This is a genomic window from Robertmurraya massiliosenegalensis JC6 (assembly GCF_000311725.1).
Taxonomy (GTDB): Bacteria; Bacillota; Bacilli; order Bacillales; family Cytobacillaceae; genus Robertmurraya; species Robertmurraya massiliosenegalensis.
The window spans coordinates 49,379-73,280 of sequence record NZ_HE978519.1 but is presented as its reverse complement, the minus strand read 5'-3'; the positions used below and the strand labels follow the sequence as shown (position 1 = coordinate 73,280).

At 32.3% G+C, this 23,902-nt stretch carries 26 protein-coding genes; 19 read left to right on the top strand and 7 right to left on the bottom strand.

The genetic code is table 11. From position 1 onward, the window contains the following. Window positions 1-105 precede the first annotated feature (105 nt). Entirely contained in the window at window positions 106-648 is a 543-nt protein-coding gene (locus BMSHG_RS23430; protein ID WP_019156898.1) for a hypothetical protein, read from the top strand. 113 nt (window positions 649-761) lie between these two features. On the opposite strand, the gene BMSHG_RS23425 is transcribed toward BMSHG_RS23430, so the two are convergent. The 5 genes from BMSHG_RS23425 to BMSHG_RS23400 form a co-directional block, all read right to left on the bottom strand. After that, on the bottom strand, window positions 762-1,373 hold the full coding sequence (locus BMSHG_RS23425) for a recombinase family protein (RefSeq protein WP_019156897.1): 612 nt from the start codon (window positions 1,371-1,373) through the stop codon (window positions 762-764). A 947-nt stretch (window positions 1,374-2,320) separates the two neighbouring features. Next, a complete protein-coding gene (locus BMSHG_RS23415) occupies window positions 2,321-3,031 on the bottom strand; it encodes a hypothetical protein (RefSeq protein WP_019156895.1) in 711 nt (236 codons plus the stop codon). A 226-nt stretch (window positions 3,032-3,257) separates the two neighbouring features. After that, window positions 3,258-3,887, bottom strand: a complete 630-nt coding sequence (locus BMSHG_RS23410) for a hypothetical protein (RefSeq protein WP_019156894.1) — start codon at window positions 3,885-3,887, stop codon at window positions 3,258-3,260. Further along, entirely contained in the window at window positions 3,884-4,153 is a 270-nt protein-coding gene (locus tag BMSHG_RS23405) for a hypothetical protein (RefSeq protein WP_019156893.1), read from the bottom strand. The genes BMSHG_RS23410 and BMSHG_RS23405 overlap by 4 nt, the downstream gene beginning before the upstream one ends. Before the next feature lie 17 nt (window positions 4,154-4,170). Continuing rightward, the gene (locus BMSHG_RS23400; protein WP_019156892.1) at window positions 4,171-4,353 is read right to left on the bottom strand and encodes a hypothetical protein; all 183 of its coding nucleotides are present in this window, start codon (window positions 4,351-4,353) and stop codon (window positions 4,171-4,173) included. 230 nt (window positions 4,354-4,583) lie between these two features. On the opposite strand from BMSHG_RS23400, the gene BMSHG_RS23395 reads away from it, so the two are divergent. Both BMSHG_RS23395 and BMSHG_RS23390 read left to right on the top strand, forming a co-directional pair. After that, complete coding sequence (locus BMSHG_RS23395) at window positions 4,584-4,877, top strand: hypothetical protein (RefSeq protein WP_019156891.1); 294 nt, start codon at window positions 4,584-4,586, stop codon at window positions 4,875-4,877. 470 nt (window positions 4,878-5,347) lie between these two features. After that, entirely contained in the window at window positions 5,348-6,583 is a 1,236-nt protein-coding gene (locus tag BMSHG_RS23390) for a hypothetical protein (protein WP_019156890.1), read from the top strand. 54 nt (window positions 6,584-6,637) lie between these two features. Here the strand turns inward: BMSHG_RS23390 and BMSHG_RS27270 are convergent, their stop codons facing one another. Beyond that, entirely contained in the window at window positions 6,638-6,979 is a 342-nt protein-coding gene (locus tag BMSHG_RS27270) for a helix-turn-helix domain-containing protein (protein ID WP_019156889.1), read from the bottom strand. A 425-nt stretch (window positions 6,980-7,404) separates the two neighbouring features. On the opposite strand from BMSHG_RS27270, the gene BMSHG_RS23380 reads away from it, so the two are divergent. From BMSHG_RS23380 to recD2, 3 genes are read left to right on the top strand one after another with little or no spacing between them, the layout of a single operon-like run. Next, entirely contained in the window at window positions 7,405-7,659 is a 255-nt protein-coding gene (locus BMSHG_RS23380; RefSeq protein WP_019156888.1) for a hypothetical protein, read from the top strand. A 31-nt stretch (window positions 7,660-7,690) separates the two neighbouring features. Next, the gene (locus BMSHG_RS23375; protein ID WP_019156887.1) at window positions 7,691-8,365 is read left to right on the top strand and encodes a transcription termination/antitermination NusG family protein; all 675 of its coding nucleotides are present in this window, start codon (window positions 7,691-7,693) and stop codon (window positions 8,363-8,365) included. Beyond that, window positions 8,337-10,553: an SF1B family DNA helicase RecD2 gene (recD2, locus tag BMSHG_RS23370; RefSeq protein ID WP_019156886.1), complete on the top strand. Its 2,217-nt coding sequence runs from the start codon at window positions 8,337-8,339 to the stop codon at window positions 10,551-10,553. Before BMSHG_RS23375 ends, recD2 begins: the two co-directional genes overlap by 29 nt. 42 nt (window positions 10,554-10,595) lie before the next feature. Here the strand turns inward: recD2 and BMSHG_RS23365 are convergent, their stop codons facing one another. After that, window positions 10,596-10,922 carry a hypothetical protein gene (locus tag BMSHG_RS23365; protein ID WP_019156885.1) on the bottom strand — a complete coding sequence of 109 codons (327 nt, stop codon included), beginning with the start codon at window positions 10,920-10,922 and terminating at the stop codon, window positions 10,596-10,598. Between the two features lie 104 nt (window positions 10,923-11,026). Between BMSHG_RS23365 and BMSHG_RS23360 the strand changes: the two genes are divergently transcribed. The 13 genes from BMSHG_RS23360 to BMSHG_RS23300 all read left to right on the top strand — a co-directional run bounded on the left by BMSHG_RS23360 (window position 11,027) and on the right by BMSHG_RS23300 (window position 23,896). After that, window positions 11,027-11,491, top strand: coding sequence for a hypothetical protein (locus BMSHG_RS23360; protein ID WP_019156884.1), 465 nt, complete (start codon window positions 11,027-11,029; stop codon window positions 11,489-11,491). 81 nt (window positions 11,492-11,572) lie between these two features. Next, window positions 11,573-12,037, top strand: coding sequence for a hypothetical protein (locus tag BMSHG_RS23355; protein WP_019156883.1), 465 nt, complete (start codon window positions 11,573-11,575; stop codon window positions 12,035-12,037). Window positions 12,038-12,079: 42 nt separating this feature from the next. Further along, window positions 12,080-12,424 carry a hypothetical protein gene (locus tag BMSHG_RS23350; RefSeq protein WP_019156882.1) on the top strand — a complete coding sequence of 115 codons (345 nt, stop codon included), beginning with the start codon at window positions 12,080-12,082 and terminating at the stop codon, window positions 12,422-12,424. After that, window positions 12,421-13,431 (top strand): hypothetical protein, encoded by a 1,011-nt coding sequence (locus tag BMSHG_RS23345; RefSeq protein WP_019156881.1) that lies wholly within the window; start codon window positions 12,421-12,423, stop codon window positions 13,429-13,431. The genes BMSHG_RS23350 and BMSHG_RS23345 overlap by 4 nt, the downstream gene beginning before the upstream one ends. Window positions 13,432-13,447: 16 nt before the next feature. Then, window positions 13,448-15,526 (top strand): VirB4 family type IV secretion system protein, encoded by a 2,079-nt coding sequence (locus tag BMSHG_RS26845; RefSeq protein WP_019156880.1) that lies wholly within the window; start codon window positions 13,448-13,450, stop codon window positions 15,524-15,526. Window positions 15,527-15,566: 40 nt separating this feature from the next. Then, a complete protein-coding gene (locus BMSHG_RS23335) occupies window positions 15,567-17,645 on the top strand; it encodes a hypothetical protein (protein WP_148347032.1) in 2,079 nt (692 codons plus the stop codon). Then, window positions 17,642-17,908: a hypothetical protein gene (locus BMSHG_RS23330; RefSeq protein WP_019156878.1), complete on the top strand. Its 267-nt coding sequence runs from the start codon at window positions 17,642-17,644 to the stop codon at window positions 17,906-17,908. The genes BMSHG_RS23335 and BMSHG_RS23330 overlap by 4 nt, the downstream gene beginning before the upstream one ends. Window positions 17,909-17,928: 20 nt before the next feature. Then, on the top strand, window positions 17,929-19,317 hold the full coding sequence (locus tag BMSHG_RS29205; RefSeq protein ID WP_019156877.1) for a C40 family peptidase: 1,389 nt from the start codon (window positions 17,929-17,931) through the stop codon (window positions 19,315-19,317). 15 nt (window positions 19,318-19,332) lie between these two features. Next, window positions 19,333-19,908, top strand: a complete 576-nt coding sequence (locus BMSHG_RS23320) for a hypothetical protein (RefSeq protein ID WP_019156876.1) — start codon at window positions 19,333-19,335, stop codon at window positions 19,906-19,908. Continuing rightward, window positions 19,905-20,282, top strand: coding sequence for a hypothetical protein (locus BMSHG_RS23315; RefSeq protein WP_019156875.1), 378 nt, complete (start codon window positions 19,905-19,907; stop codon window positions 20,280-20,282). Before BMSHG_RS23320 ends, BMSHG_RS23315 begins: the two co-directional genes overlap by 4 nt. A 1-nt stretch (window position 20,283) precedes the next feature. Further along, complete coding sequence (locus BMSHG_RS23310; protein WP_019156874.1) at window positions 20,284-21,774, top strand: hypothetical protein; 1,491 nt, start codon at window positions 20,284-20,286, stop codon at window positions 21,772-21,774. Between the two features lie 159 nt (window positions 21,775-21,933). Continuing rightward, entirely contained in the window at window positions 21,934-22,725 is a 792-nt protein-coding gene (locus tag BMSHG_RS23305) for a CpaB family protein (protein WP_019156873.1), read from the top strand. Window positions 22,726-22,750: 25 nt separating this feature from the next. Further along, window positions 22,751-23,896, top strand: a complete 1,146-nt coding sequence (locus BMSHG_RS23300; RefSeq protein ID WP_019156872.1) for a P-loop NTPase family protein — start codon at window positions 22,751-22,753, stop codon at window positions 23,894-23,896. Window positions 23,897-23,902: the final 6 nt, after the last annotated feature.

The following is a 23,902-nucleotide window of genomic DNA, read 5'->3' as shown; positions in this document are numbered from 1 at the left end:
TCTTCTATTATTATATTTATTATATATAGAAATTTAGAAAGCTTAATAGGGACTAGATATTTTTAATATTTTGTTCATCAGTCAATAAACAGGAGGTCAAAAAAATTGATAAGTCAAAAATCAATGTCGGATAGAGAATTATTGGAATCACATAAAAATAATATCATTAAGGATTTACAATTTAAGCACGAACCCATTGTACTCTATGAGGATGAAGCATTTACATTTTTCAGAGAAAACGTTCCTGTATATCACAATAAATCAGATAAACAGATACTTCAACGTGCAAATGGGTATTTCCATCATGTGAACCTTTCCCAAGATTATGCTAATACAGGGGTTGTTTGTATTTTCAATGGACAAATTGGAACTCTCGCACATGAATTATGTCATGCCAAACAATTTCAGGAAAATAACAAGTGGATGGGATCTAAAAAATGGATGAAATTATTATATAAAACAGGGTATGCATTCTACCCAACTGAAAGAGAAGCATTTAGATATGCTGAAAATTACTTAAAATCATGTAAACTGGATGAGTTAGCTTCTAGTTATAAACTACATACTCGTAAAGTAATTCTAAAAAATGTACTTCAATGGTGTACGATTATATTTTTATGTTTGTTCGTGTTGGCAATGTTTAAATGAAGTCTTATAACATTGCATTTTCAAAAAAAACAGATATAAAACCCAAGAAGCGTATATTGAATCAATACGCTTCTTGGGCCCTTAATACTCCTTAATACAATGAATTTTTATAATTACTGGACAAGAGTTTTTTCATATTCTTTCGCTAATTTATAAAAAGTATTTCGTTTTAAACCCAATCGTTTCATAGCAGCAGTCGCTGTAATTTCTCCCTGTTTCCACTCAGAATAAACTTCTACGAAGTTATTAGGCACCGGAACCTTTGGTCTACCAAACTGAACGCCTTTCTTTAAAGCTGAGTCAATTCCTTCACGTTGACGTGTGCGAATTTTCTCGCGTTCTTCTTCTGCCATCCAGGATAAAATTTGCAGGACAAGATCTGCTATTAATGTACCTAAGCTATCTTTATGAGTAGTGGTATCTAATAAAGGCATATCTAACACTACTATGTCCACACCCATGTCTTTAGTCAATTCTTTCCACTCATTTAATACTTCATCCTTATTTCTCCCGAAACGGTCTAGAGAATGAATATACAAAATATCACCTTGTCGTACCATCCTCTTCATTAGCTGATATTGAGGTCGTTCGAAATTTTTACCTGACAGTTTATCTATAAAAATATCTCTTTCATCAATCCCAATATTTAACAACGAATCAATTTGTCTACTTTCATTTTGATCTTTCGAACTGACACGAATATATCCAAATTTTTTTCCGTTCATTTGTTACTCTCCTTATTCTGAATAACCTAATTTTACCTCATTTCTGTTTAAAAAGGTATATCAAATTAAATAAACATTTAAAAAGTTATTTTAGAGTTTAATAAACAGTAGTTTGCTAGAAATTTTTACGACAATTATATTATTTGAAAAAGTACACTTTATCAAATACTAAATACTGGTAAAAAAATTCTGTTTCAGTTTAACAGAAACAGAATTTTAGATATTATCTAGGGAGATGAAATATCCTCTAAAGCAGGTCTATGTGTCCATACTGAAATTCACTTACTTCTTATTAGCTTACTGTTTTGAACCTCCAGTTACGACTTAATATTATGATAGCACCAATCAATATTAGTATTCGAGGGATTAGAATATGAGATCCTGTCAATAGATCGGATAAGGCTGTTAAACCTCCTAATACAAATGGGCTAAACACAATGAAGAAGAACAACCATAATAACTTTTCGATTTTTGATTTCGAACTTTTCAAAACATTTTTAAATGGAGCAGGAAATGTGCTAATTGAAACAAACAGAAGAGCTATCACTATAGTAACCATCGAACTATATAAATATAGTCCTGCAAGATCTGAAACTAAAATTTGACTCCAATCGAATTTTATTAAAGCAAATATTGCGGCAATTAAACTTACTCCTATCACAGACATAATATAAAGATTTAACACGCTTTTACTATTAAGCGTTTTTAAAATATTGTTAATAATACTCAAACTTTACCACTCTCTTTCATTTATTCACGACGGACACATAGAATCTGATTTAGAAAAAAACAAAAATTACTTTAAATAATGATTTATTGAATGTCTCAATTAAATCATCATAGGAAAAAAATTAGAAGGGAGAGGGGGTCCTTTTCCTTTTACTACGATTGTCCGAAGGGGGCTAATTCCCCTTTACCTAATCTTTGTAATTTTTTCTATATAAATATTAGTTTTTCTTAACCTCTATGGCAACGACAGCTTCTTCCTTACTTGCACCTTCGGACGGGGCATTTATATTTGTCATTAATATATATAAAGGTTCATCTTCTCCATAGCCTCCGTATCCTCCAGTCTGCTGAAACTTTTCTAATGGTGCTTCATACAACAACCTAACCCGATCTGCCTTGCCTTCTAGACCAATATTCTGTTCTAATTCTTCTTTATATAAATCAACAATAAAATCATATTTTTCTGCAACTTTACTTATTACCTCTTTCCCACTACTAGAAAATGAGCTGATATGATTGCCAATTTGGTTTGCATCTGTTTCTTCGCCCCACATATTGTAGTAAGGTTTGTTACTGAGATACAATACATCATCGATCCTAATAGGGACATCACGTTGAATATTAAAATCAAGAATTAGATAAGCAGTGTCTGGGGGATTCTTCGTTGCATCCTGTATAATTGCAATATCTTTCTTGTCAGTTACTTCATACATTCCATTAAGTGTAACTTTAGCTCCATGTATTTCGAACTCTTTTTGGTCTGAGAGAATTTCCAACTCTTTTAAAGAACCTTCATCTGATACATTGGACAGACTATCTCCCATCTTTTCTGCTTGTTCCTCTACTTCAGATTTAGCCACGTCTTTATCTCCACAACCTACTAATAAAAACAATCCAACTATTCCTACTAACAACAAAATCTTTTTCATTTTAACCTCCTATATTAATTTCTTCACTGCTGAAAATTAACAGTAGAAATCCTCAAAAATTTATAAAGCTGTTTTAATTTTATACATGCTTTTCTCTAAATTGGTCATAGCATCTTCCACAGTTAAAATAATATTTTTGTCACGATAAAATTTAACAATTTGTCAGCTTTTATGTTCCATTACTTATTCACCCCCTTTAAAGATAGAATCATAAGTCAGCTTTTAATTATCGAGGCAAAAGCAACATCTCTTCAATCATTTTCTGATAAGGTTGCTCCAACAAAGAATACTCATTTAAAGCAATTTCACGAATTTCATTAGGAGAAAAGTAATTGAATTGCAGATAAAAGCCAAGCTTCAGAATCACCTGGCATTCTTTACTCATTCTCTTAACAACTTGATTTTGAATTGGGTAACCCTCCTTATTTTTTCTAATTCTATAAGAGATAGAAGAGGGGAACCTAAAATGAATCTCATCTGATAATTTGAACTCCATAACCATGTAATCAAATTGCCAAATTAATGGAATAGAATCAAATAGACCTAAAAACTTTTCAGAGTATACTTGCTTATATATATCGTGATTATAAATTTCGGGTACTCCTAAGACATAGGCAATAATGACTGAATAGGAGCTTATTTCAGACCTCGATATAAAACCTTCTAGTACTTTCTCAAAATTTTGTTCATGTTCTTCCGATAAATAGAATGATGGGACAGATATTTCTGATTTATCTCCCCGAACGAGGTAGTCTAAATAGCATATATCACAGTATGGTACCTTTTGATGGTATCGTATAAAGGTTTCTCTGTATTCAAATCCACATGAAACACATTGAATTTTCAGTTCATTCATGTGGCAAATATACTTTCTCCTTGAATAATCATTGGTTCACTTAAGTAGATCCCTCTAGACAAATACCATTCGTATAATCCTTCTATATCATCTGGCCCATACACATGAATAATGTTTCGTAATTCTTCATCAGACAATTCAAATTCAATACCTCTTACAATAGCTTCAACCAAAGTTAAACCTTCCCCAATCAAAATTTGATTTTCATTTAACTCTGTATCAAATACTGCTACTAGGACAACATATACGTCTTTTCGTTTTCTCAATTTGAACACCTCCAGTATTAACTAACTCTTAAAAACGACATTATATCATCTAAAAAAGATTGTTCCTCCAAGTCTAACTCTAATTTACTTTTCAACTTGAATATGATTATTCCTAATTGGCCTTTCGCTTGGGGAGTTATGTCTTTACTATGTATTATTAAACGTTCTAATTCAGATAGACTAAATCCATTTACCTTCATAAGAGAACCTCTTTTCGTTCTTTTGTTATCACAATATCAAAAATTTAGAAAAGTAAAGTGCCAATAATTAGAAAGAGAAAAGTTTTTATTGGCTACATTATAGAACGACACATTTAATGTGTCAATAAATTTAAGATATTCCTACCTTTTATTATTGGCACTTTCATCGAGAGATTTTAATGTATCGTTAAAATTAAGGAAAAAGATACATGGAGAAAGGGGGAAACACTTTGAATTGTCCTATTTGCCGAACTGCTGTATTAGAAGTAGCTGGGGAAATTTGTCTTGACTATATCAAGCCAATAGAGTTGACTCTACTCTTCGGAATATCTCAAAACGAGACGAACTATAAGCTATTTATATATATTTGCTCTGTTGATAAGTGCAATTATACAAAAATAGAAGCAAGTAGAGAATTTTTAACGCACGTTAAAAAGGAAAAAAAGAAATCTTATACAAAAGATATTCAAAAAAGAACAGAGAGCCACTCCAAAAAATATATCGAACTGGCTAATCAAACATAAAAAACTCCAATTAATTTTGGAGTTTTTTTTGAAAATTTCTTGAAAAGTCACAGGATATAATTCGTTGTAATTCTACAATTTTATAAAAATATCTACAATAATAAATTGAATTATGCTAAACTATAAAAAAATCCCTGTCCTTTTTTAAAAAAAGATAGGGTCTTTAAACTACATATAAAATAACAAAAACATATAGTAAAAGCGAAAATCCCTTAAGCTAAAGTTTGGCGACAGCAGCTTAAAGGATTCCTGGGTTAAGGATTTCAAACACTTATTTTTTTGTATTCTTTAATAAAAAGTATAATATAAATATGTTTATTTATCAAGAAAAAATATAGAGTTAACACTATATATTTTTTGGTAACTAAGTCATTTTATAGATACTCAATTTATAGAATCGAATTAAATAATAAGAATAACTAACCCTTCGCCTTTTTTACTATGAAATTCTAAAAGGAGGGTTATTTTTTATGAAAAAATCGGAATTACTAAAACAAGGAAATTATTTAACTGTAATAAAACCTTTAGCTCATAAAATTGGACTAGAAGAAACAATCATACTCATGGAACTAGTTGGAATGGAAGAGTATAAAGAACAAAAACATTTGATGTTCAAAGAATTAATGAGCAACGAAAACAAAAAAATAAATCAAAATAAAGTTTCCTTCTATGAATCTGATAGAGCATTTGAATGTACAGCAACAGAACTTGAATTAGCTACAACCATTAAAAGGAAAAAGCAAATTGTTCTACTAGCTAAAATGATGGATATGAAATTACTCATTACTGAGCAAAGAGGACTTCCAGCCAGACGTTTTATTCTACTAAACCATGAGAACATCGAAAAGTTATTAGAAGAATCGCTAGCTTCTTACCAAGACTTTAAAGACCAATTCTTTGCTGAGAAAAAAGAAATTATTCAAAAACAAATGGAGAAAAGAAAACAAAATAAATACACTCAGTCCTTGTTGTCCCAAAATGACACAACTGATAACACCAATAGTTCCGACAACAAAAAAGAAGAGAATGCCCAATCTAATCAGTTGTCCCAAAATGACACAACAAGCTATCCCGAATCTGGACAACAAGTTGAGTCAAATGAGGACAGTCTTAATAATACTTCTTCTTTAAGAATATCTTCTCCTAATAATATTGAAGATCTATCTATCTACGAAAATAAAATAATAGAATTAGGATTCCCTTTACCAATCCAAGTTATTTTTATGAAAAAGATAGATAGATTGATTTCTGATCAAATTAATTTAAACGAACTTTTTAATATATGGGAAACAGAAAAACATAGTGAAAATGGACTGAATGAATATGAATTTGCTAATATGCTTGATAACGCTTTAAGTTATGCGAAAAGTAATATTGGTAATACGAACAACTTTTTTTCAACAGCATTAATCAATTATAAAAAGAAAAGAGTTGTAGATTCATCATTGTCAAAAGTACATAAACCCATTCGTGTAGAAAAAATACCTTTATACATGGAGGAAGAAAATGAAAATGTGGCAGCACCTACAATACAAGAATTAGAGGAAAAATTAGAAAAGCTTTATTCACTTTTAACTAGAGAACGATTCAAAGAGAACAAAGATTTAACAGTGGAAATTAGTAAGACAGAGGAAGCCCTAAAGAAAATGAAAAGCGATAAAGAGGAAATCGATGAATTGCTTAAACAATTTAGAAAAAGCGTATAAGGTCTTACTTTTACAGTAAAGAACCTTATCTAGTATAGAAATCTAGATAAGGTTCTAATTATTGTTTAATCTTTCTGAAAGAAAATTAATTAAAGCCTTTCTTTCATTATCGGGCAGCTTTGTTATTAGCCCTATCATTTCTTTTATGTCGTTTGAAATATAGTCTATCAAGTATAGTTGTTCTTCTACATCTGCTTCAGGGAAGACACTAAAAAACATAGCGGGCGAAATATCTAGGCTATTACAAATTGCAAATAAAGTGTCTAGCGATGGCTTTGTATGATTATTTTCTATATCTGATAAAAAAGATTGTGATATGTACGATTTCTGAGCTAATTCTGTTAACTTAAGTTTCTTGATTTTTCGTAATTCTCTTATGCGACCACCAATATTCATAATATCACCTAAAAATATTATAACGATTAATCATGCGCAAAATTATCGCAAATAACGATAATTATTTCGTATATATCTTGTAACGAATTGTATTTTATAGGAAAATATCAAGTATAAGTGAATATAGACCTATATGAATATAATAATATATGAGTGCATTATATTACTTGTACAATTACATCGTTCTAGGTTTATTTTTCAATATAAATATAAAAGTTCGTTGATTTTTGTTATATGTTACAATTTAATGTCGAAATTTTAGGACTTTAGAACCTATTTTCTCGCATATCGATAGAACTAGAATTTTTTATTGATAAAATAAACTGATAAAGATATATTTTGTTTAGATAATAGAATTCATATACTGGAAACTTTGAAACTGTACTCAAAAAAATAATATAGACAGCAAAATGGGGGAGGAAAAAGTGAAACAGACTACGCATGAAATGTTATCAGAAATCTATGATGATAATAGAAAACTGATAAAGCAACTAACCAAAGAAGTTAGTAACGTAGTTCCAGCGAAAAACGCTTCTAGTAACAAACTGTCCGACTTTTTCGCTAACCTTCACAATCATACTGGAAATATGACAACTAAAGAATTATTGGCAACTGACCAAAAAGCAAGCGTTGCCAGTTTGCAATCACAAGTTGAAGTTTTAAAAAGGTATAGAGATTAAAAGAAATTGGAGATTTTAAGGAGGGAGAGAAATGCCATACTTTGCAATTCACGTGAAGACTGGATGTGAACGCATAGTCGCTAAGCATATAAGTATTATTTGCAAAAAACAAAATCGTGATGAAATTGAAAATGTTATAGTTCCAACAAAGACGATTATAGATATGACGACTAAAAGTAAAGTAAAACAATCAGTCAAAGCAAAGCTAGATTCGTACATTTTTGTATCAGTTAAAAAAGAATCACTGGCCAACTATCATGAATTAAGTGGAACTGTATTTCACTTCTTAAAAAATGCATCTCCACATATCCGTAAAATCCTACCTCACAGCTTATTACAACAAGAATATGAAGCTTTTCTTGAAACATCTAATATTTCAGAAGTTGAAGTAATAGTACCGAAACCCCAAGAAAATACAACTCAAAACCCATCTATAAAACTGTATAAAGAAAAATTTATCAAGAATAGATTCATGAAACAAAAAATTTCTTTTACTCGATACATTCAAGAAATTTTTAGAGCAAAGGGGAAGAAAATTTCAATTCAACTTGACGAAAAAACACTAACTATTTCCTCTAATTCAAAAACTTTAATGGACATATTCTCAGACTCGGATAAGTCCATACATGATCTTATGTTTAAACCAATCCGAACACTCCTAGAAATTGCGGGAAGTTATGATAGAAAAACTGTCAATACCTGTTAAACTATCGAAAACAATTTTCACCAACGAACAGTATCAAGTTGTTGTAGTTAAACCTATCTCATCCAACATAACCCAAAAATCCTTTGTTGCAGCAGGGATACTCCCTAAGTTGACGAAGCACGAAGAAATTATAATTGAAGGTTTTTTTACTATTTCTAATAAAAACGGTAAGCAACAGTTCACCGTAGAAAATTGGCAACGCCCGACACCAAAAACAAAAGACCAAATAATTACCTTCTTCAGCTCAACATTATTTAAAGGGATCGGAAAGAAAACAGCCAAGAATATTTATGATGCATTAGGTGATAATGCGATAATCAAAATAAATAAGTATGGGCAGTCAGCACTTGATAAGGTAGCAAATTTGCCCAAAGATAAAGCAGTAGAAATCGCATTAATAACACAACAAACCTTTTTACTGAATGGGATAATAGAGCAATATCAAAAATACGGAGTAAATTCGGAAACGGTTTTAAAAGCTCATTCAAAATTAGGAAATAGAGTCTTGGAATTAAAAGAAAACCCTTATTTATTTGCATATTATAATTTAATGCACTTTCAAACAAGTGATGAAATAGGTAGAAAAATGGGGATTCTTCCACATTCTCGATATAGGCTTGAAACAGTCTTATGCCTATATTTAAAAGAAATAAATCGAATGATGGGTCATTGTTACATCGAGGAAAAAGAATTATTGAATAAATGCCTTAATGTACTGAATCAAGAAGCTAAGGATGAATATGATAAAGTACACGAAATGTCATTTATAGCTTTAATGGAAGAGTCCAAATATTGCTACATTGAAGGTAAAAAAGTGTATCCATCTCATCTTTATTACGCTGAAAAAGAAGTGGCTGAAAAAGTACATCAACTAACTTTTGATGCAAATAACTATGAGCCTTTTAATATAGATAAAGCAATTCACCTTATTGAGAAAAATGAGACAAGATTAACGAGTGAACAGAAACAAGCCATCCATGCATTAATGAGGGAAAACCTATTATTCTTGACTGGTGGACCAGGAACAGGCAAAACATATACAGTCAATGCCATTTTAAAAGTATATAGAAATCTATTTCCGAACCATAAGATTGCTTTAGCTGCTCCCACTGGAAGAGCTGCAAAGCGATTGGGAGAAGTCTCGGAAATGGGAAGTCATGCCCAAACGATCCACAGACTTTTAGGTATTGGATATAATGGTATGGAACGTCCTCAATATAATAAAGAAAACCCTTTAGAATGTGACTTTATCATTGTTGACGAATTTTCAATGGTTGACATTGAATTGGCAAAACATTTATTTAGCGCCATTAAACAAGGGGCAAAAGTGCTTATAGTGGGCGATCCCGATCAGTTACCTTCAGTCAATGCTGGTAATGTACTAAAAGACTGCCTAGAAGCAGGTTTACCACAGATACATTTAACTAGGATTTTCAGACAGGCCCAAGACTCAACGATTGTAAAAAATGCACATAAAATTAATCAAGGGCAAATGATTGAGTTAGAAAATAAAAAAGATAGCTACTTCATAGAGAGCAATCATCCTCAAAGGACAGCAAACTTAATAGCACATTCAGTCAAAAAACTCTTATCACAAGGTGAAACCATTAATGACATTATGGTATTATCTCCAATGAAACAAGGAGAATTGGGAATACATAATCTTAATACAAAAATACAGGAACTAATTAACCCTCACAGTGCTAAGAAAAAAGAGTTAGTTATCAAGGGAGTGACATATCGAACAGGTGATAAAGTCATGTACCTTGTTAATAATAAAAATATAGATATATATAATGGAGATATTGGCATTGTCACAAATATCAATAAAAGCAATGCTACAATTACGATTGATTTTGAAGGTCGCAAAGTAGATTTAGAAAAAGACCAATGGAAGAATATTCAAATAGCTTACTGCTCAACAATCCACAAAAGCCAGGGGGGACAGTCTAAAATCAATATTATGTGCTTAAGTGATGAACATAATATTATGTTAACTCGAAATTTATTCTACACAGGAATCACAAGAACAGAAAAACTCTATATTTTATTTGGTACAAGAACAGCAGTACAGAAAGCAATTAATACGAATAGAGTACATGCTAGAAAAACTACTTTGAAGGATAAAATTTTAGAGAAAAGAAAGTATATTAACCAACAGCATAGTACAAAAATCAAAATAGTTTAAAACTAAATAAAAGAAGGTTGCTAAAAAATAGCAACCTTCTTTTTATTGTTTTAAAAAGGTATCACGCAACAAATCTCTTTTTTCTTTTGAATAAGTAGAAAATAAGTTCAATGCAGTTTCAAAAAAATCATCTTCTTCTGCTAGTTCAGTGACAGATTCAGGGCAGATTCGATGCACTTCCGAAATAATCGCAAATAAGGGTAGCTGGTCATAAAAAATCAAATGTTCTTCATCTTCTAATGAAGAGAGAAACTCTAAACAATCTAATTTTGATTGTTTTAAAAGATTTTTGTAATCAGTCTTACTGGTTGCAAGGTTATAGCTACGCCAAAAAGTTTTAATTATTTCTTTACTTGAAAAATTCATCATACTACAACCTTCCTAAAAAGGGAATCTAAAACTTATTATACAAGATGGCATTAGAAAGTTCGATAATTTTTAAATTCGATAATTTTTAAAATAGGAGGAAAAAAATGTTATCTAATAAACAGAAATTGGATTTTATAAACGAAACTTGTCTTATTGAAAGAGCTAGAATGATAAAAAATATAAAAGATTCAACTGAATATAGCTACGACTATTTATCTCTTCATCTCTATGAAGCTGTTAGAAACTTAAAAAGACTCTATAAATTAAATAATCTCATCGTTGAGTTCAAAGACCTTCTAAGAGTAGGCCAATTAAAGAAAGTTATAGCTTATGAGTTATCTATGTTACCACATGAGGAACAAAAAAAGCTGTTCTTAATGTTCAAAGAGAAATTTAATAGAAAATGGGCTGTTCAAGATGCTTTACAAAAAATAGAAGAATATCAAAATCAAAAAGAGCAATACATGGATGAAATTTACTTTAGTAACAGCATTATCATTGAAAAATTAAGGATAACTGATCAGAAAGCTGATTACTCCTATCACCAGTCAAAAAAGTCCAATTCGTAATTTATTGGCACTCTACTATAAGGAAAAATTGCTACTCTATAAAAAAAGGAGTGTTTCTCCTAATGAAAGGGGGGAGTAATTTTGAAAGAAATTTCTTTACAGCCAAATAAACAAGAGGGAGATATGAATATGGAGCTTGTTGAAAATAAAGGAAGTTTAATTAAAAAAATTCTAATTGTACTACTTGCGGTTTTAGTCTTGTCTTTAGGAATCGGACAGGTAATTTCACATCAATTTAATTTAGAACTAACAAATGTTGCTGAAGCTTCTTTAAAGAGCAAGGTGTCTGGAAGTAATCTGAACCAATTAGAGAAAACTGTTGATTCAGCAGGTAATACCTTAGTCAAATTCGCTCGTGATATTGCAATAGTAGTAGCGATAATCTTAATTATGTTAATGGCTTATTCACTATTTATTAAAAAATCAGCAGAAGGTCTCGCAGATATGAAAGGTCGTATGGGAGGTCTAATTTTAGCGATAGCGCTAATCTTCTTTACAGAGCAAATTCTTGGAGCAATATTAGGTATTTTCGGAGTAAAAATTTAATTTGAACACTAAATAGAAGTAAAGAAAGGACGAGGATATTCTGTGTACGGACAATACCATGAAGTCCCTTATAACAGTAATGTTGAAGAAGCAATCATAGGTCCTTTCTCTTGGAGTCAACTGTTATGGTTGGCTCCTGGAATTATGGGGACCTATCAAGTAGCTCAAATTTTCCCGAAATTACCATTGGGTTCACTGATATTTGATAGAGTACATTGGTTTATTCCAATTATTATTTCATTAGTTTTTGCGTTTTTTAAAGACCCAAAAACCAACTTATCATTGTTCCAACTAATTTTAACAAAAATAAAACTAAAGGCTAGAAACCGAACCTTCTATTATCGTAGAAAAAACATGCCTTCTGTAAACGAGGTGGAAAGTAGATGAACATGCAAGTAGTGGGATTAATCATACTCGTCGTAGTCGGCGGGTATTTCCTTTACTCACTATTCACATCAAAGAAAGACAACAAGAAAAATAAAAAAGGGGATAAATCATCAAAAGCTAAGAAAGCCAAGAAGGAAACAGTACAAGAATTGTTTGAGTACAAGGAGATTTCTGATAAAGGAATTACTCAGTTAAATGATGGGACATTTACAGCAATTCTTGAATTATCAGAAATAAATCAACGTTTAAATAATGCAAATGAAAATACCTCTATTTGGCGGAAATTTAGAAGCTTGATTAACGCTTTAAGCATTCGAAATACATTGTTAGTCCAGTCTCAATACTTGGATATGACTGATTTTATAAATAACTATGAAGAAGAATCAGAAAAACTCGATAATCTAACCAAAGAATTTAGTGAAGCTAGAGAGGAAGTTCTTGACAATTATCGGGAGTTTGCAGAGGTAAAAACAAGAGAAGTAAGGTGCTATGCGATATTCCGATTTAATCCTTATAAGGAAGGATTAGAAAAAGGGTTAGATACAGGTAACTCGGTTCTTAATTCATTAATAAACAAAACTAGGCAAAAAGCTACAAGTATGAGTGAAGAAGAAGCCCAAGATTTAGCTAATTCAATATTAGAAGAAGTGACAGATCTAGCATATCAATTATTTCATGGAATGGGAATTAGAGCCACTCGTCTAAATCGTACAGGAGTATTAAATATGGTCTATATGACGTTAAATCGAGACTTAACTCTAGCACAAAGGTTAGATGATGCAGCAAGAGCTAGTTCATTTAGTGAATTCAAATTTTCTGAAACACCGTTTCTTGTTGAAGAATTGGCTGAATATGAGTCTCTTAAAATGCAAGGATTTAATGTTATTCATATGACCACTGAAAACCCTGAGACAATTATAAACGACGATTTAAACTTTAATGATTTTGAACATGTAAAACAAAATCCTTTGGAACAAGAAAAGGAATTAGCGGAAGTAACTAATTAGTAGGGGAGGGAAACAAATGGGGATTTTCACAAAGAAAAAAGGTAAATTATCAACAAAAAAACAGGAACAAACAAAAGAAACTCGTAGGTCGTCAACTGAAGATAAAACAAATATTGATATAACCAAAGAAAATCATGAGGAAGAAAAATTGCCAAACTTTGTTCGCTCTGAAGAAACAAAAGCAGAAGGAATTGACTTTGTTGCTCCTTCTATGATTAAAGAAACAATTCCAACTGATATAACATTCGATGGAACGCAAGTAAATGATTATTATGTGGAAATAGGCGGTACGAATGAATTTGCTAGGTATTTCCGTTCATATTATGCGGAGATTACTAGTGGTTCAACTATCGCAGGGATGTTAAACCCCTTATTAGTTGGGGAGTTCGGACAAGGAGATATAGACCTAGCAATTCACATTGATCCTGTTGAAACAACAGATGAATTAGAAGAAGTAGGGAAGCGTATTCGAGGGATAAAATCAGATCTCTATCGTGATATGCCAGATGAAAAAAGAGATAAATTGTTAGACGAATTACACGATTTACAGTCAAGACAAAGACGTTTGCGTCAGAACATAGAGAAACCATTTAGAGTTAGTTTACAGATTGTTTCATCTGCAACGGAATTAAAGGCTTTAAAAAAATTCTCTAATAATATGATCCGAAGATTCAGTGGGAATGATATTATCTTACGTTCCCCAGATGGTAAACAGTTAGATGCTCTATTGAACATCACTCCTTTAGCTGATAATCCATTTTATAAAGAACATACTTTTAGTTATGAAACATCAAATATAGCAGATTTTTTCCCATTTGGAAACGGAAAAATATCGCATAACAGTGGGATTATTTGGGGGCGAGATCATCTAAATAGACCAATTTTTTACGATGCTTGGGATCGGTCTTTGATGAATCGGAACGGTGTTATTACTGGTGGTTCGGGAGCGGGTAAAACATTTTCAACGCTTCGTTTGGTACATCATGACACTTTACGTGGAATTAAGCATTGTATAATTTGTCCCAAAGGTGACTATGCCACATATGTTAAAGCGATGAATTGCCCATATATTGACCTCGGTCCAGAAAGTCCGTTTAAAATTAACTTTTTTGATGTAGATGTTGAAGAACAGGTTATTAATGGTGAGACAGTAAGACGCGTGAACTTAGAAGATACAATTATTGCTGCTCGTGCAATCGTTTATCGTATGATTAAAATTCTTGATGAAGATAGTTTGACAGGGATTGTAAAAGTAAGAATTGATAACAAAATTCGAGAACTTTATCGAAATAAAGGAATTACACAGTCCCCCGAATCATTATATAAGGCCGAAAGAGTAACGAATACTGATGAAAATGGGAATGCTCATTTTTCATTAGAGAAAGAATTGAAAGACATGCCGACAATTGGAGAGTTATACCAATTATTAAAGGAAGATCAAGAGACAAAAATTGTTGCAGAATTACTTAAGAACTTTACCAAATACGGTGATTCTCCTACACAGGCTATTTTTGATACTCAATCAAATGTAAAAATTCAAGATACTCCTTTGTTTGCTTTTGGTCTTTCAAATTTAGATGCAGATATTATGAAACCTTTAGGCTTATTCATAGCTACCAAATGGCTATCTACTAAATTTAGTCATAAAGATAGACATATTCGTAAGCGATTAGTAGTTGATGAAGCACAAATTCCAATGGAAGACCCAGAAACTGCACAATGGCTAGAAGCAGAATATAGGATTGTTCGATTTTTTAATACTTCTATGTTAGCAATAACACAAGGTTTCGAAGTATTTACTCGTTCTGAATTTGGATTAGGAATTTTAAAAAATGCACCTACAAAGCTATTCTTGAAACAAGACTCAATAGATATTGGTGATATTCAAGGTAAATTCAATCTAACGGAATATGAAGCTGATTTTTTAGTACATGAAGCTGGTGAGGGATTAGGAATTTTACGAATTAACGAAGAACGCAGTATTATTCAAGTTTCTTCATCTCTCCATGAAGCCATGTTGTTTGAAACGAATCCAGATAGATTACAAGAAGTGAGTGATGCTTATTATGCGTATAAGTCACGAAAACGAAAATAAACGGTCATTCATCAAAAAAGTTCTAATAGGGTTGTTTTTAATGACAATTCTAATGCAGCCTATTAGTGCTTTGGCTGACTATACCCCTGTACTTGATCCAGAGAATGAGGAAGATAGAAAACCTGCCTTAGTGGAAAAACATTTATCAAAGTTCTTCTTAAATGTAGCGAATAGTCTTATCGCTATTATGCAAGCACAAGATGTATCGGTTCTTGTCTTTCAAAGAGAAGACGTCATAAATGAAGATGATTCTCTTCTTGAGAACAAAGCAAATGCATTTAGAGACGACTTAACGTTAGGTGTTTTTCCACAAGGTCTATTTAACGGTATAGCAAGGATCTATGATATTTTTATATTTTTATTGCCTATTCCAGTTGTGGTACTAATAGCATTAGGTGGTTTGGTGTTATTACTAGATTTGCTTAAAAATCCCGAATCAATGTCCAAAGCGAAAGAGATATTATTCGGAATCGTTATAACTACTTTATTACTTCGATTCGGGCATATCGCTTGGGACTGGATAATCAGAATAAATTACTTTATTGTGGACACTGTTTATGTAGCCTTAAAAGGACAAAGCATAGAGGTAACATCATTCCTCTCGACAGTATGGAATCCTACGGAAACGGAAGATGTAATGAGTTCGGGTTCATTTACAACTGCAATATTAGTTGTTTGTGCTTTGTTTATGACCTTCATTTTAAATTATCAGTACATGATGAGAATGATTACACTTGGAATGCTTGTAGCTTTATTCCCACTAGTCATTCTTAGTGCGATTATCCCATCTCGAAGAAATGTGTTGAATACATGGTTTACAAATTTCACTAGCCAAATATTTATGCAAAGTGCTCATGCAATTGCTCTTGGTCTATTTTTCTTTGCAATATCTAATGCAGAAGATTTGAATTTTTGGTTTGTATTTACAATGTTCTTTGCTTTACCTGCAATGTCTGATCTAGTACAAAGAATTGTCAGTGGTTTCACTGGTGAAGGAGATGGCGGCGGAGGATTAGGTCGAAGTATAGCTAATGGTAGTGGAATGGCTGGATTAATGGGCGTAGGAATGATGGCAAAAGGTATATTCTCAGAAAAAGGTGGTTCTTCTAAAGACGTATTGGAGAATAAAACTAAAACTGCTGAAGGAGTTAGAGGTCAAACCGATAGAGACCTAAATGGGTATTCCGTTGGACAATCTAATACTATGGCAGGAGGGGAATCCACAGACTCCAAAGCTATGGCTAATCAAGGTGTCGGTTCTGCACCAGTGGGTAATGGTTTAACTAAATCACGCCCTAGAGGAATGGCCGCAGTAGGGAGTAATTTAGCCAAGACTGGAAAGAAAATGGCTAAAAATCCAAATTTAGGAAGAATAGGAAGGGTGACTGCTGTTGGAGGAATGGCAGCATTAGGAGCAATGGCAGGAACAATGGTTTCAGGTAAAGGTGCTAATGGAACAGTTATAGGTGGAGCAGTAGGGTTAGGTGGCGCTTATGTAGCTGGTTCTATGAAAGGGAAAACAGGTAAAGGTATACAAGTTCTAGGTGAAGGAATACAAAGTAATGCACAAGGTTTAGGAGTAATGGATCTTACAAAAGAACGATTAGGTTTCCATGATAAATCTCAATTAAGTAATCCTCAAGAAATGAAAAGAATGGGAGAAGAATTAATAGGAGGATGGACAGGATCTACACTTGGTAGTGTAATAGGAAACGCAAACTATACTAACGACGCACTATTGAAAGACCATTATGAACCTTCTAAAGAAAATTATGATTTAGTCAATCAACAACGAGATTTAGATTGGGAAATAGGACAAAAAGAGGAAGGCTTAATCCCTTTAAAATATCAACAAATGTCTGCAAAGAAAGACTTAGAAGTTGCTGTTGCCCAACATGGTGAAGGTAGTGTTGAAGCAAAAGCGAAAAAAGAAGATTACCATAAGCAGAACGTAAATTACCTCACATCAGAGCAAGAAGTAAGAAAAATGAAAGAAAAAAGAGCTAGATTTTACGCTGAACAACAACAAAGGAGACAAAAAAACCTTGAAGCTATTAATAATCATGCAAATGCAACTCGAGGGATGCAAAATCGAACTCGTTCGAGTGGTCAGCCATGAGTTACTCACATCAACAAAATGATCCAACAAAAAATCTAGCTAAAAAAGGTTTGTCAAAAGCGGGTAACGCTCTTAAAAATGTAACGAAAAAGTTTGCAATGAAGGCAACTAAAAAAGTCATCGGAGGTATTTTATTAAAAACTTCACCGATATGGGGGGGATTCCTAGCAATCCTCCTTATAGTAGTTGTGATAATCGCTATCCTAACACCCGATTTCTCTAAGGATGAAGTAAAAGAAAAAAGGAAATTGATGATGCGATAGAAGTAAAATTAAATGATTATATGACTTTTGGGGAAAAATTCAAAATAAATCCTGTATGGCTTGTCGCATTAGAAATGGTTTTATATGAAAATGAGAACTTACTTGACTATGAACTCAATGACATAGTCTATCACTTTCTAACTATTACTTACGAAAAGTATAAACCTGCTGAATCTAGTTGTGTAGAAATTGATATAGATGGTTATTGTTTAAGCTTTGTACAGATTCCCGAAGAAATTCTTGAAAGAAATACATACAAGGGTAAAGAACAACTAAAAGAATTTTTCAAATCTCATAAAGAGTCGAATAGTGATATTATCACAGCCATTGCAAATATTGATAAAAAAGAGAACGTGCGTTTAACAGTAACAACCCTTTCACCCGAAATGGCAATAGAAGATTTAGGCTTAACAGAAGAGGAAAAAGAGTATTATCAAGATATTATAGACTCAGAGTTGATCGAAGAAGAATATCCTCAATTAGCAAATTTCTATTTTGGTGGTATTGGTGGCGGTGCATATTGCTCACCTACCAAAGAAATTGAAAAGTCACATTGGGATACAGCTTTTGTTAGTGCAGGAAAGTTAAGTTCCTATGGACAGACTATTATAGATTTATCAGAGAAACAAGGTATTGATCCAGTGCTTTTTGCAGCGATCGCCTTTCATGAAACAGGGAATGGTACATCTCCTGCAATTATGAATAAAAATAATCCAGGTGGATTAATGGGAAGCTCGGGACTTTACGAATTTTCTACTTTAGAAGAAGGACTAGAAAGTATGTCTAGAACTTTACACAATCGCATTATTAAGGATGGATTAACAACAATTGAACAATTAGGCTCAAAGTATGCTCCAGTAGGTGCAGCAAACGATCCAAGTGGACTAAATAATCATTGGGTTCCAAATGTAACAAAGATTGTTACACAACTTGGTGGGCTTACGATGAACTGTGAAGCCTATGCAAATGGCCTAGATATAGCTTTTGATGGTGATGTAAGTGAAGCTGCTAAAATCGTTGCAAGCGTAGGTTCAAAATATATAGGTAGATCAGAATATGTATTTGGTGGTGGTCGTAACCAATTTGACATCCTTAATGGGCGTTTTGATTGTTCATCTTTTGTGCATTGGGCATATGCACAAGCAGGGATCGATTTAGGACCGTTAACCGGAACTTCAACAGAAACTTTGAACAAAATGGGTAGAAAAGTATCTATTAGCGAGATTAAAGTTGGTGATCTAATATTCTGGAATACTTATAAAAGAGATGGACACGTAGGAATATATATTGGTAATGGTAAATGGATTGGTTCTCAATCTTCAACGGGAGTTGCTATTGAAAACTTAAGTAAAAAATATTATTCTGATCGATTTGAAGGTCATGTGAGAAGAATACTGCCTGATGCTTAGAAATGAGGAATAGTTATGAATAGTAAAATGGCATCTTTAATAGGGATTGGTATCGTAGTATTATTGCTAATTGAAATAGTCGGAAGTATGATTACAGCACGAATAGATGAAGAAAAGAAAAATCCGATAGACAAAAATGGAATGTTGAAGGATGGTTATTCCATAAGTAGCGAGGAAGAAGCTGAAATGTCCAAAAATTCATATCCAACGGTTTCTGACACAGAATATCATGAACAACTAATGTATGCGATTTGCCAATGTATTTTAACTGCAAAAGCATTAGAATCCTATGAATGTATAGGAAACAATATAGTTGATTCCTATTTTGATAGAGAAGATTTAACTGAAAATGAGAAAGGTGAAATAATTTACAAAATGTTTATGAAAGGTTACACCCCAACAGGTGTTGAAGCAAAATTAATTAATGGTGAGGGTGACGAAAATGAACAGACATATGAAATAACTATTGCAACTTTAGAAAATAAAACACCATTTATTTATACTTCAGTCGTAAAAGAAAGAAAAATTCAATCTATAACCGAATTTGAAGAAAATCTAATTAGCATTGAAAGTGAGGGAGAAGAAAAATGAGTATACATTTAAAATATGTTTTTGCAATGGCAATCGGATTAATTTGTTGGGGTTTTTTTGCCCAACCGGAATTGGCAAGTGCTAGTACGGTAAATATTGATGTAGATTCAGTTAAAGCAACATCTGAGAATGTAAGTTTGGATGGGATGATGTCTTTAGCAAAAGAATATTCTATACCTATCCTAATTGTTTTAGTTGTATTGTCGGGTTTTTCAGCGTTAATTGGACTAGCCTTTAAACCTGCCAAAATACTAGCTGGTTCCTTACTAGGAATGGGGTTATTATTTTTCCTATTAGTCAATTTTGCACCACAAATTGTTGGTATCATGATGGCAGCAGTAGACTCAGTAATGTCTAGAGTAACAGGTAGTTAATATGGAAAATAGAATTCATGTAATCTTACCGAAAGAATATATGGAAAAAATAGCAGATTTACTAGCAAAAGAAGGATACAAAATTGAGAATAGAGATTATTCATTAGAAACTTTTTATCATTACGCCACTGGTGTTGGGAATAAAAGTCCAATAGCCTTGTTCATTGATGCTTTTGATGATGAAGTGCCAGTTGAAGTAAAGGCAGAAGAATATACCGAGTATCTAAGTGAAATACGTTTCAATAATCCTAATATGCGATTAATCATTAATCTTCCTTCGCAATTCAAACATATGAAGCAAATGCAGAGAAATTTAATGAGCTTGAGTATTTATGATTTTCATTTTGAGGACAATTTTTCAATCCAGTCCATTTTAGGCTGGATTGAAACTCCCAAGACCTTAGCTGATGTAAAAGATTTAGTGAAGGATTTAATTGTCCATGAAAATAGTAAAGAAAAGGTCAATGACAATTTAAAGTATAAGGTTATAGAACCTAACGAAAAACAAAGCTCACCCGATTTAGAATTATCTGAGATAGAAATAGAAGAGGAAGAAGATGGCAAGTCAAATCAAAAAGAAGAAAAATTTCCTGGTATTAAAAGACTGGCTGACTCATTTTCTTTCAGTGTCCATCTACCAAAAACAAAAGTAATTGAGAAATATGTTACTTTAAATCAACAAAGTGTTGCTTTTATCTCCTTGTCAAAAGGAGCTGGATCAACTTTTCATTCTTTAAATTTTGCTAGTTTCCTAAGTGATAAAGGAAGAGATGTTGGAGTTTATGAATATCCGATTCATAGTGAAGGTAGAACGTATCTTTCCGATGTATTTGATTTCTTTGACTATAATGGGGATACCTTAAAAAAACAGCAAATTAGTGTTCCTCATTTAATTTGTGATCGGAAACCGATATTTTTAGAACAAGCACCAATATATGAAAACATTCATATATATGCTACTGATTATGAAAGTAAGTGTATTACAGATTTCACAAACGAACAGTTATTAAGATACATAAATACAGGGAAACATTCTATAAAGATTATGGACTTTGGATATATTCCTTCTGCCAATCTTAATTATGAATCTTCGTTTATAGATTTACTGTCGGTTTTTCACCATGTAGTAGTAGTAACGGATTTAATGCCGACAATGATTAATCCGAATATAGAAAGGTTAGCATTTTTCCAAGAATATAAGGAAGATGAAAGGTACCAGACAGAAGTAACTTTTTTGCTTAATCGTTACGAATCGTATTTGCCAAAGAAAGAAATAAAGCAACTAAACCTTGCTAATTCACATCAGTGTATCTCATTACCGTATGAACATATTTTTAAGGCATATTATGATAAAAAAATTCCATATGACATTAGCAGAGACGTAGAAGAAGAACTTATTATTGTCTACGATGGATTATTAAAAGAAATGGGACTGGAAGAAGAAATAAAGTACAGAAAAAAGAAAAAAAGAGGATTTTTCAGTAGAGTGTAGGAACGAGCCGAATAAAGGTTCGTTCCTTTTTTTGTTTTTTCGCTAATGGAAAATTTACTAGAGAAAAATTATTGGCACTCTGCCTTTGAAAAATTTATCTATACTTTAATTTAGAAACAAACATTAAATAATTTTCTATCAATAGAAAGGGGAAGATAAATGAAAAAGGTAGCAAAAATTCTTGTTCCATTGTTGTTTTTAGGGATAGGAATAGGATCGCTAATATCGTATGAATTTTACTTTAGCGAAAAGATTAACACCGTTGATGTTTTAGTAGCTAAAGAGGATATTAGCTTCAAAGAATTACTGACAGAGGAAAATACAGAACTTGTGACCATTAGAAAGGACAATATGATTAAGGACGCTATTATCCCAACAGACACAGGATTAGTCCTTAATAAGAACGCAGCGATTTCGATAAAAAAAGGTACACAAATATATTCTGAACTAATTGATGAATATAATTTGATTCCTAATGAAAAAGAAGGAGAGTTTATAGCTCCTGTACCCGAAAGTTGGTTGTTTGCTGTCCCTGGTTCATTAAGGAGGACTTTCATTGCTGATTTTTATGCAATACCAGATCAAGAACAAGATGTAATTCGCTCGTTATTGGTTGATGCACAAAAACAAAATGAAAATAATGTAACAGCAGAAGCATCAGATACCTCAGAGAACAATGAAGAAGTTACAAACAAAAAGCCAATTAATAATAGTGAACTGTCAGACATGAAAATAATAGGTGATTATAAACCAATACTTGCTGATGTTCGAGTTTCTGCGGTGAAAGATAAATCAAACACCGAAGTAAGCGAAATTGAGGAAAATACTAATGCAACAACTGGTTCGGTTGCAAACATTGAGATAATCGCTAATGAAGAAAAGTTAAAAACACTAAGAGAATATACAGAAAAAGGGTACAAATTATATGTTGTTTATAAATATGAAAGATAATTTATAAACAGGAAAGGAGAAAAAGGTGAAATTACAAGTTTTATCAGCAGACGAAATTTTGATTTCTAAAATCAAAGAAAAAAACCTCTTTGAACAAGTGGTAACTATACACTCATTAGATAAGGTTACGGAAGATTATCTTTTAATCTCAGATACCTTATTATCCTATGACGAGTTATCGAATCTGGATTTGCAGAAAACAAAAAAGACCTTCTATATGCTCCAAAATCATTACGAGCCTAATTTAGAAAGAATAGTGAAAGCGTTTTGTGAAAGTCGTGATATTGTTCTCGTACCATCAAGGTTAGTAGCGGATCAAATTATTGAAGTAATAGAAAAAACTATCAATCCCTTGAAATATAATAGTTCAAATGTATTTTGTTTCCTTTCGTCTATTGGAAACGTCGGAACAACGACTACCTGTTTAAGTGTTGCTAAACACTTAGCGAGTCATTCAAAGGACAAGATAGGAGTGCTCTTATTAAATGCTTGGGATGATGGAACGGATCAATTAGATTATCGAGGAAGTTATTTGCATGAAATTAAAACAAGATTGGCAAGTCAACTACTTAGTAATCAAGACGAATTTTTATCCCTATTCCATATGGTTGAAAAAGATTCTTTATATGTTCTTGGTGGGAATAAGAACACTCGTATGGAAAGGCTTTTTAAAAAAGAAGAGGTTAACTATCTTATTGAGCTGTCAAAAGAGTATTTTGACATTGTTCTCATAGACTGTGGTTGTCACTTCGATAATGCCTTAATGGTTCAATCGTTAACAGAAAGTGATTTAAGATTCTTGATAGTAAATCAGCAAAACAAGGCAATAAAAAAATTCAATCAATTTTATGATGATGTGTTATATCCGATCGGCTACAAAAAATCTGATTTTTTAATGGTCATTAATAATTATCATGATGATTTTGGATTGATGAATAGCAAAGAAATTAACAAAGAGATTGGCGTTCCGATGTTAACTACGATTGAAGAAAGTAACTATGGTCGTATTGCAGAGAAAGAGCAAACTCTTTTATATAATTATGAAATGAATGAGTATAGCACATACCAGGACTCTATTAATATCATTGCCAAGTCTATATCTTCAGCCACAGGAATTGAACTTACACAACCAAATGGTAAGAAGAAAAAAAGACTCTTTAGTAGAGGGTAGGAGAGA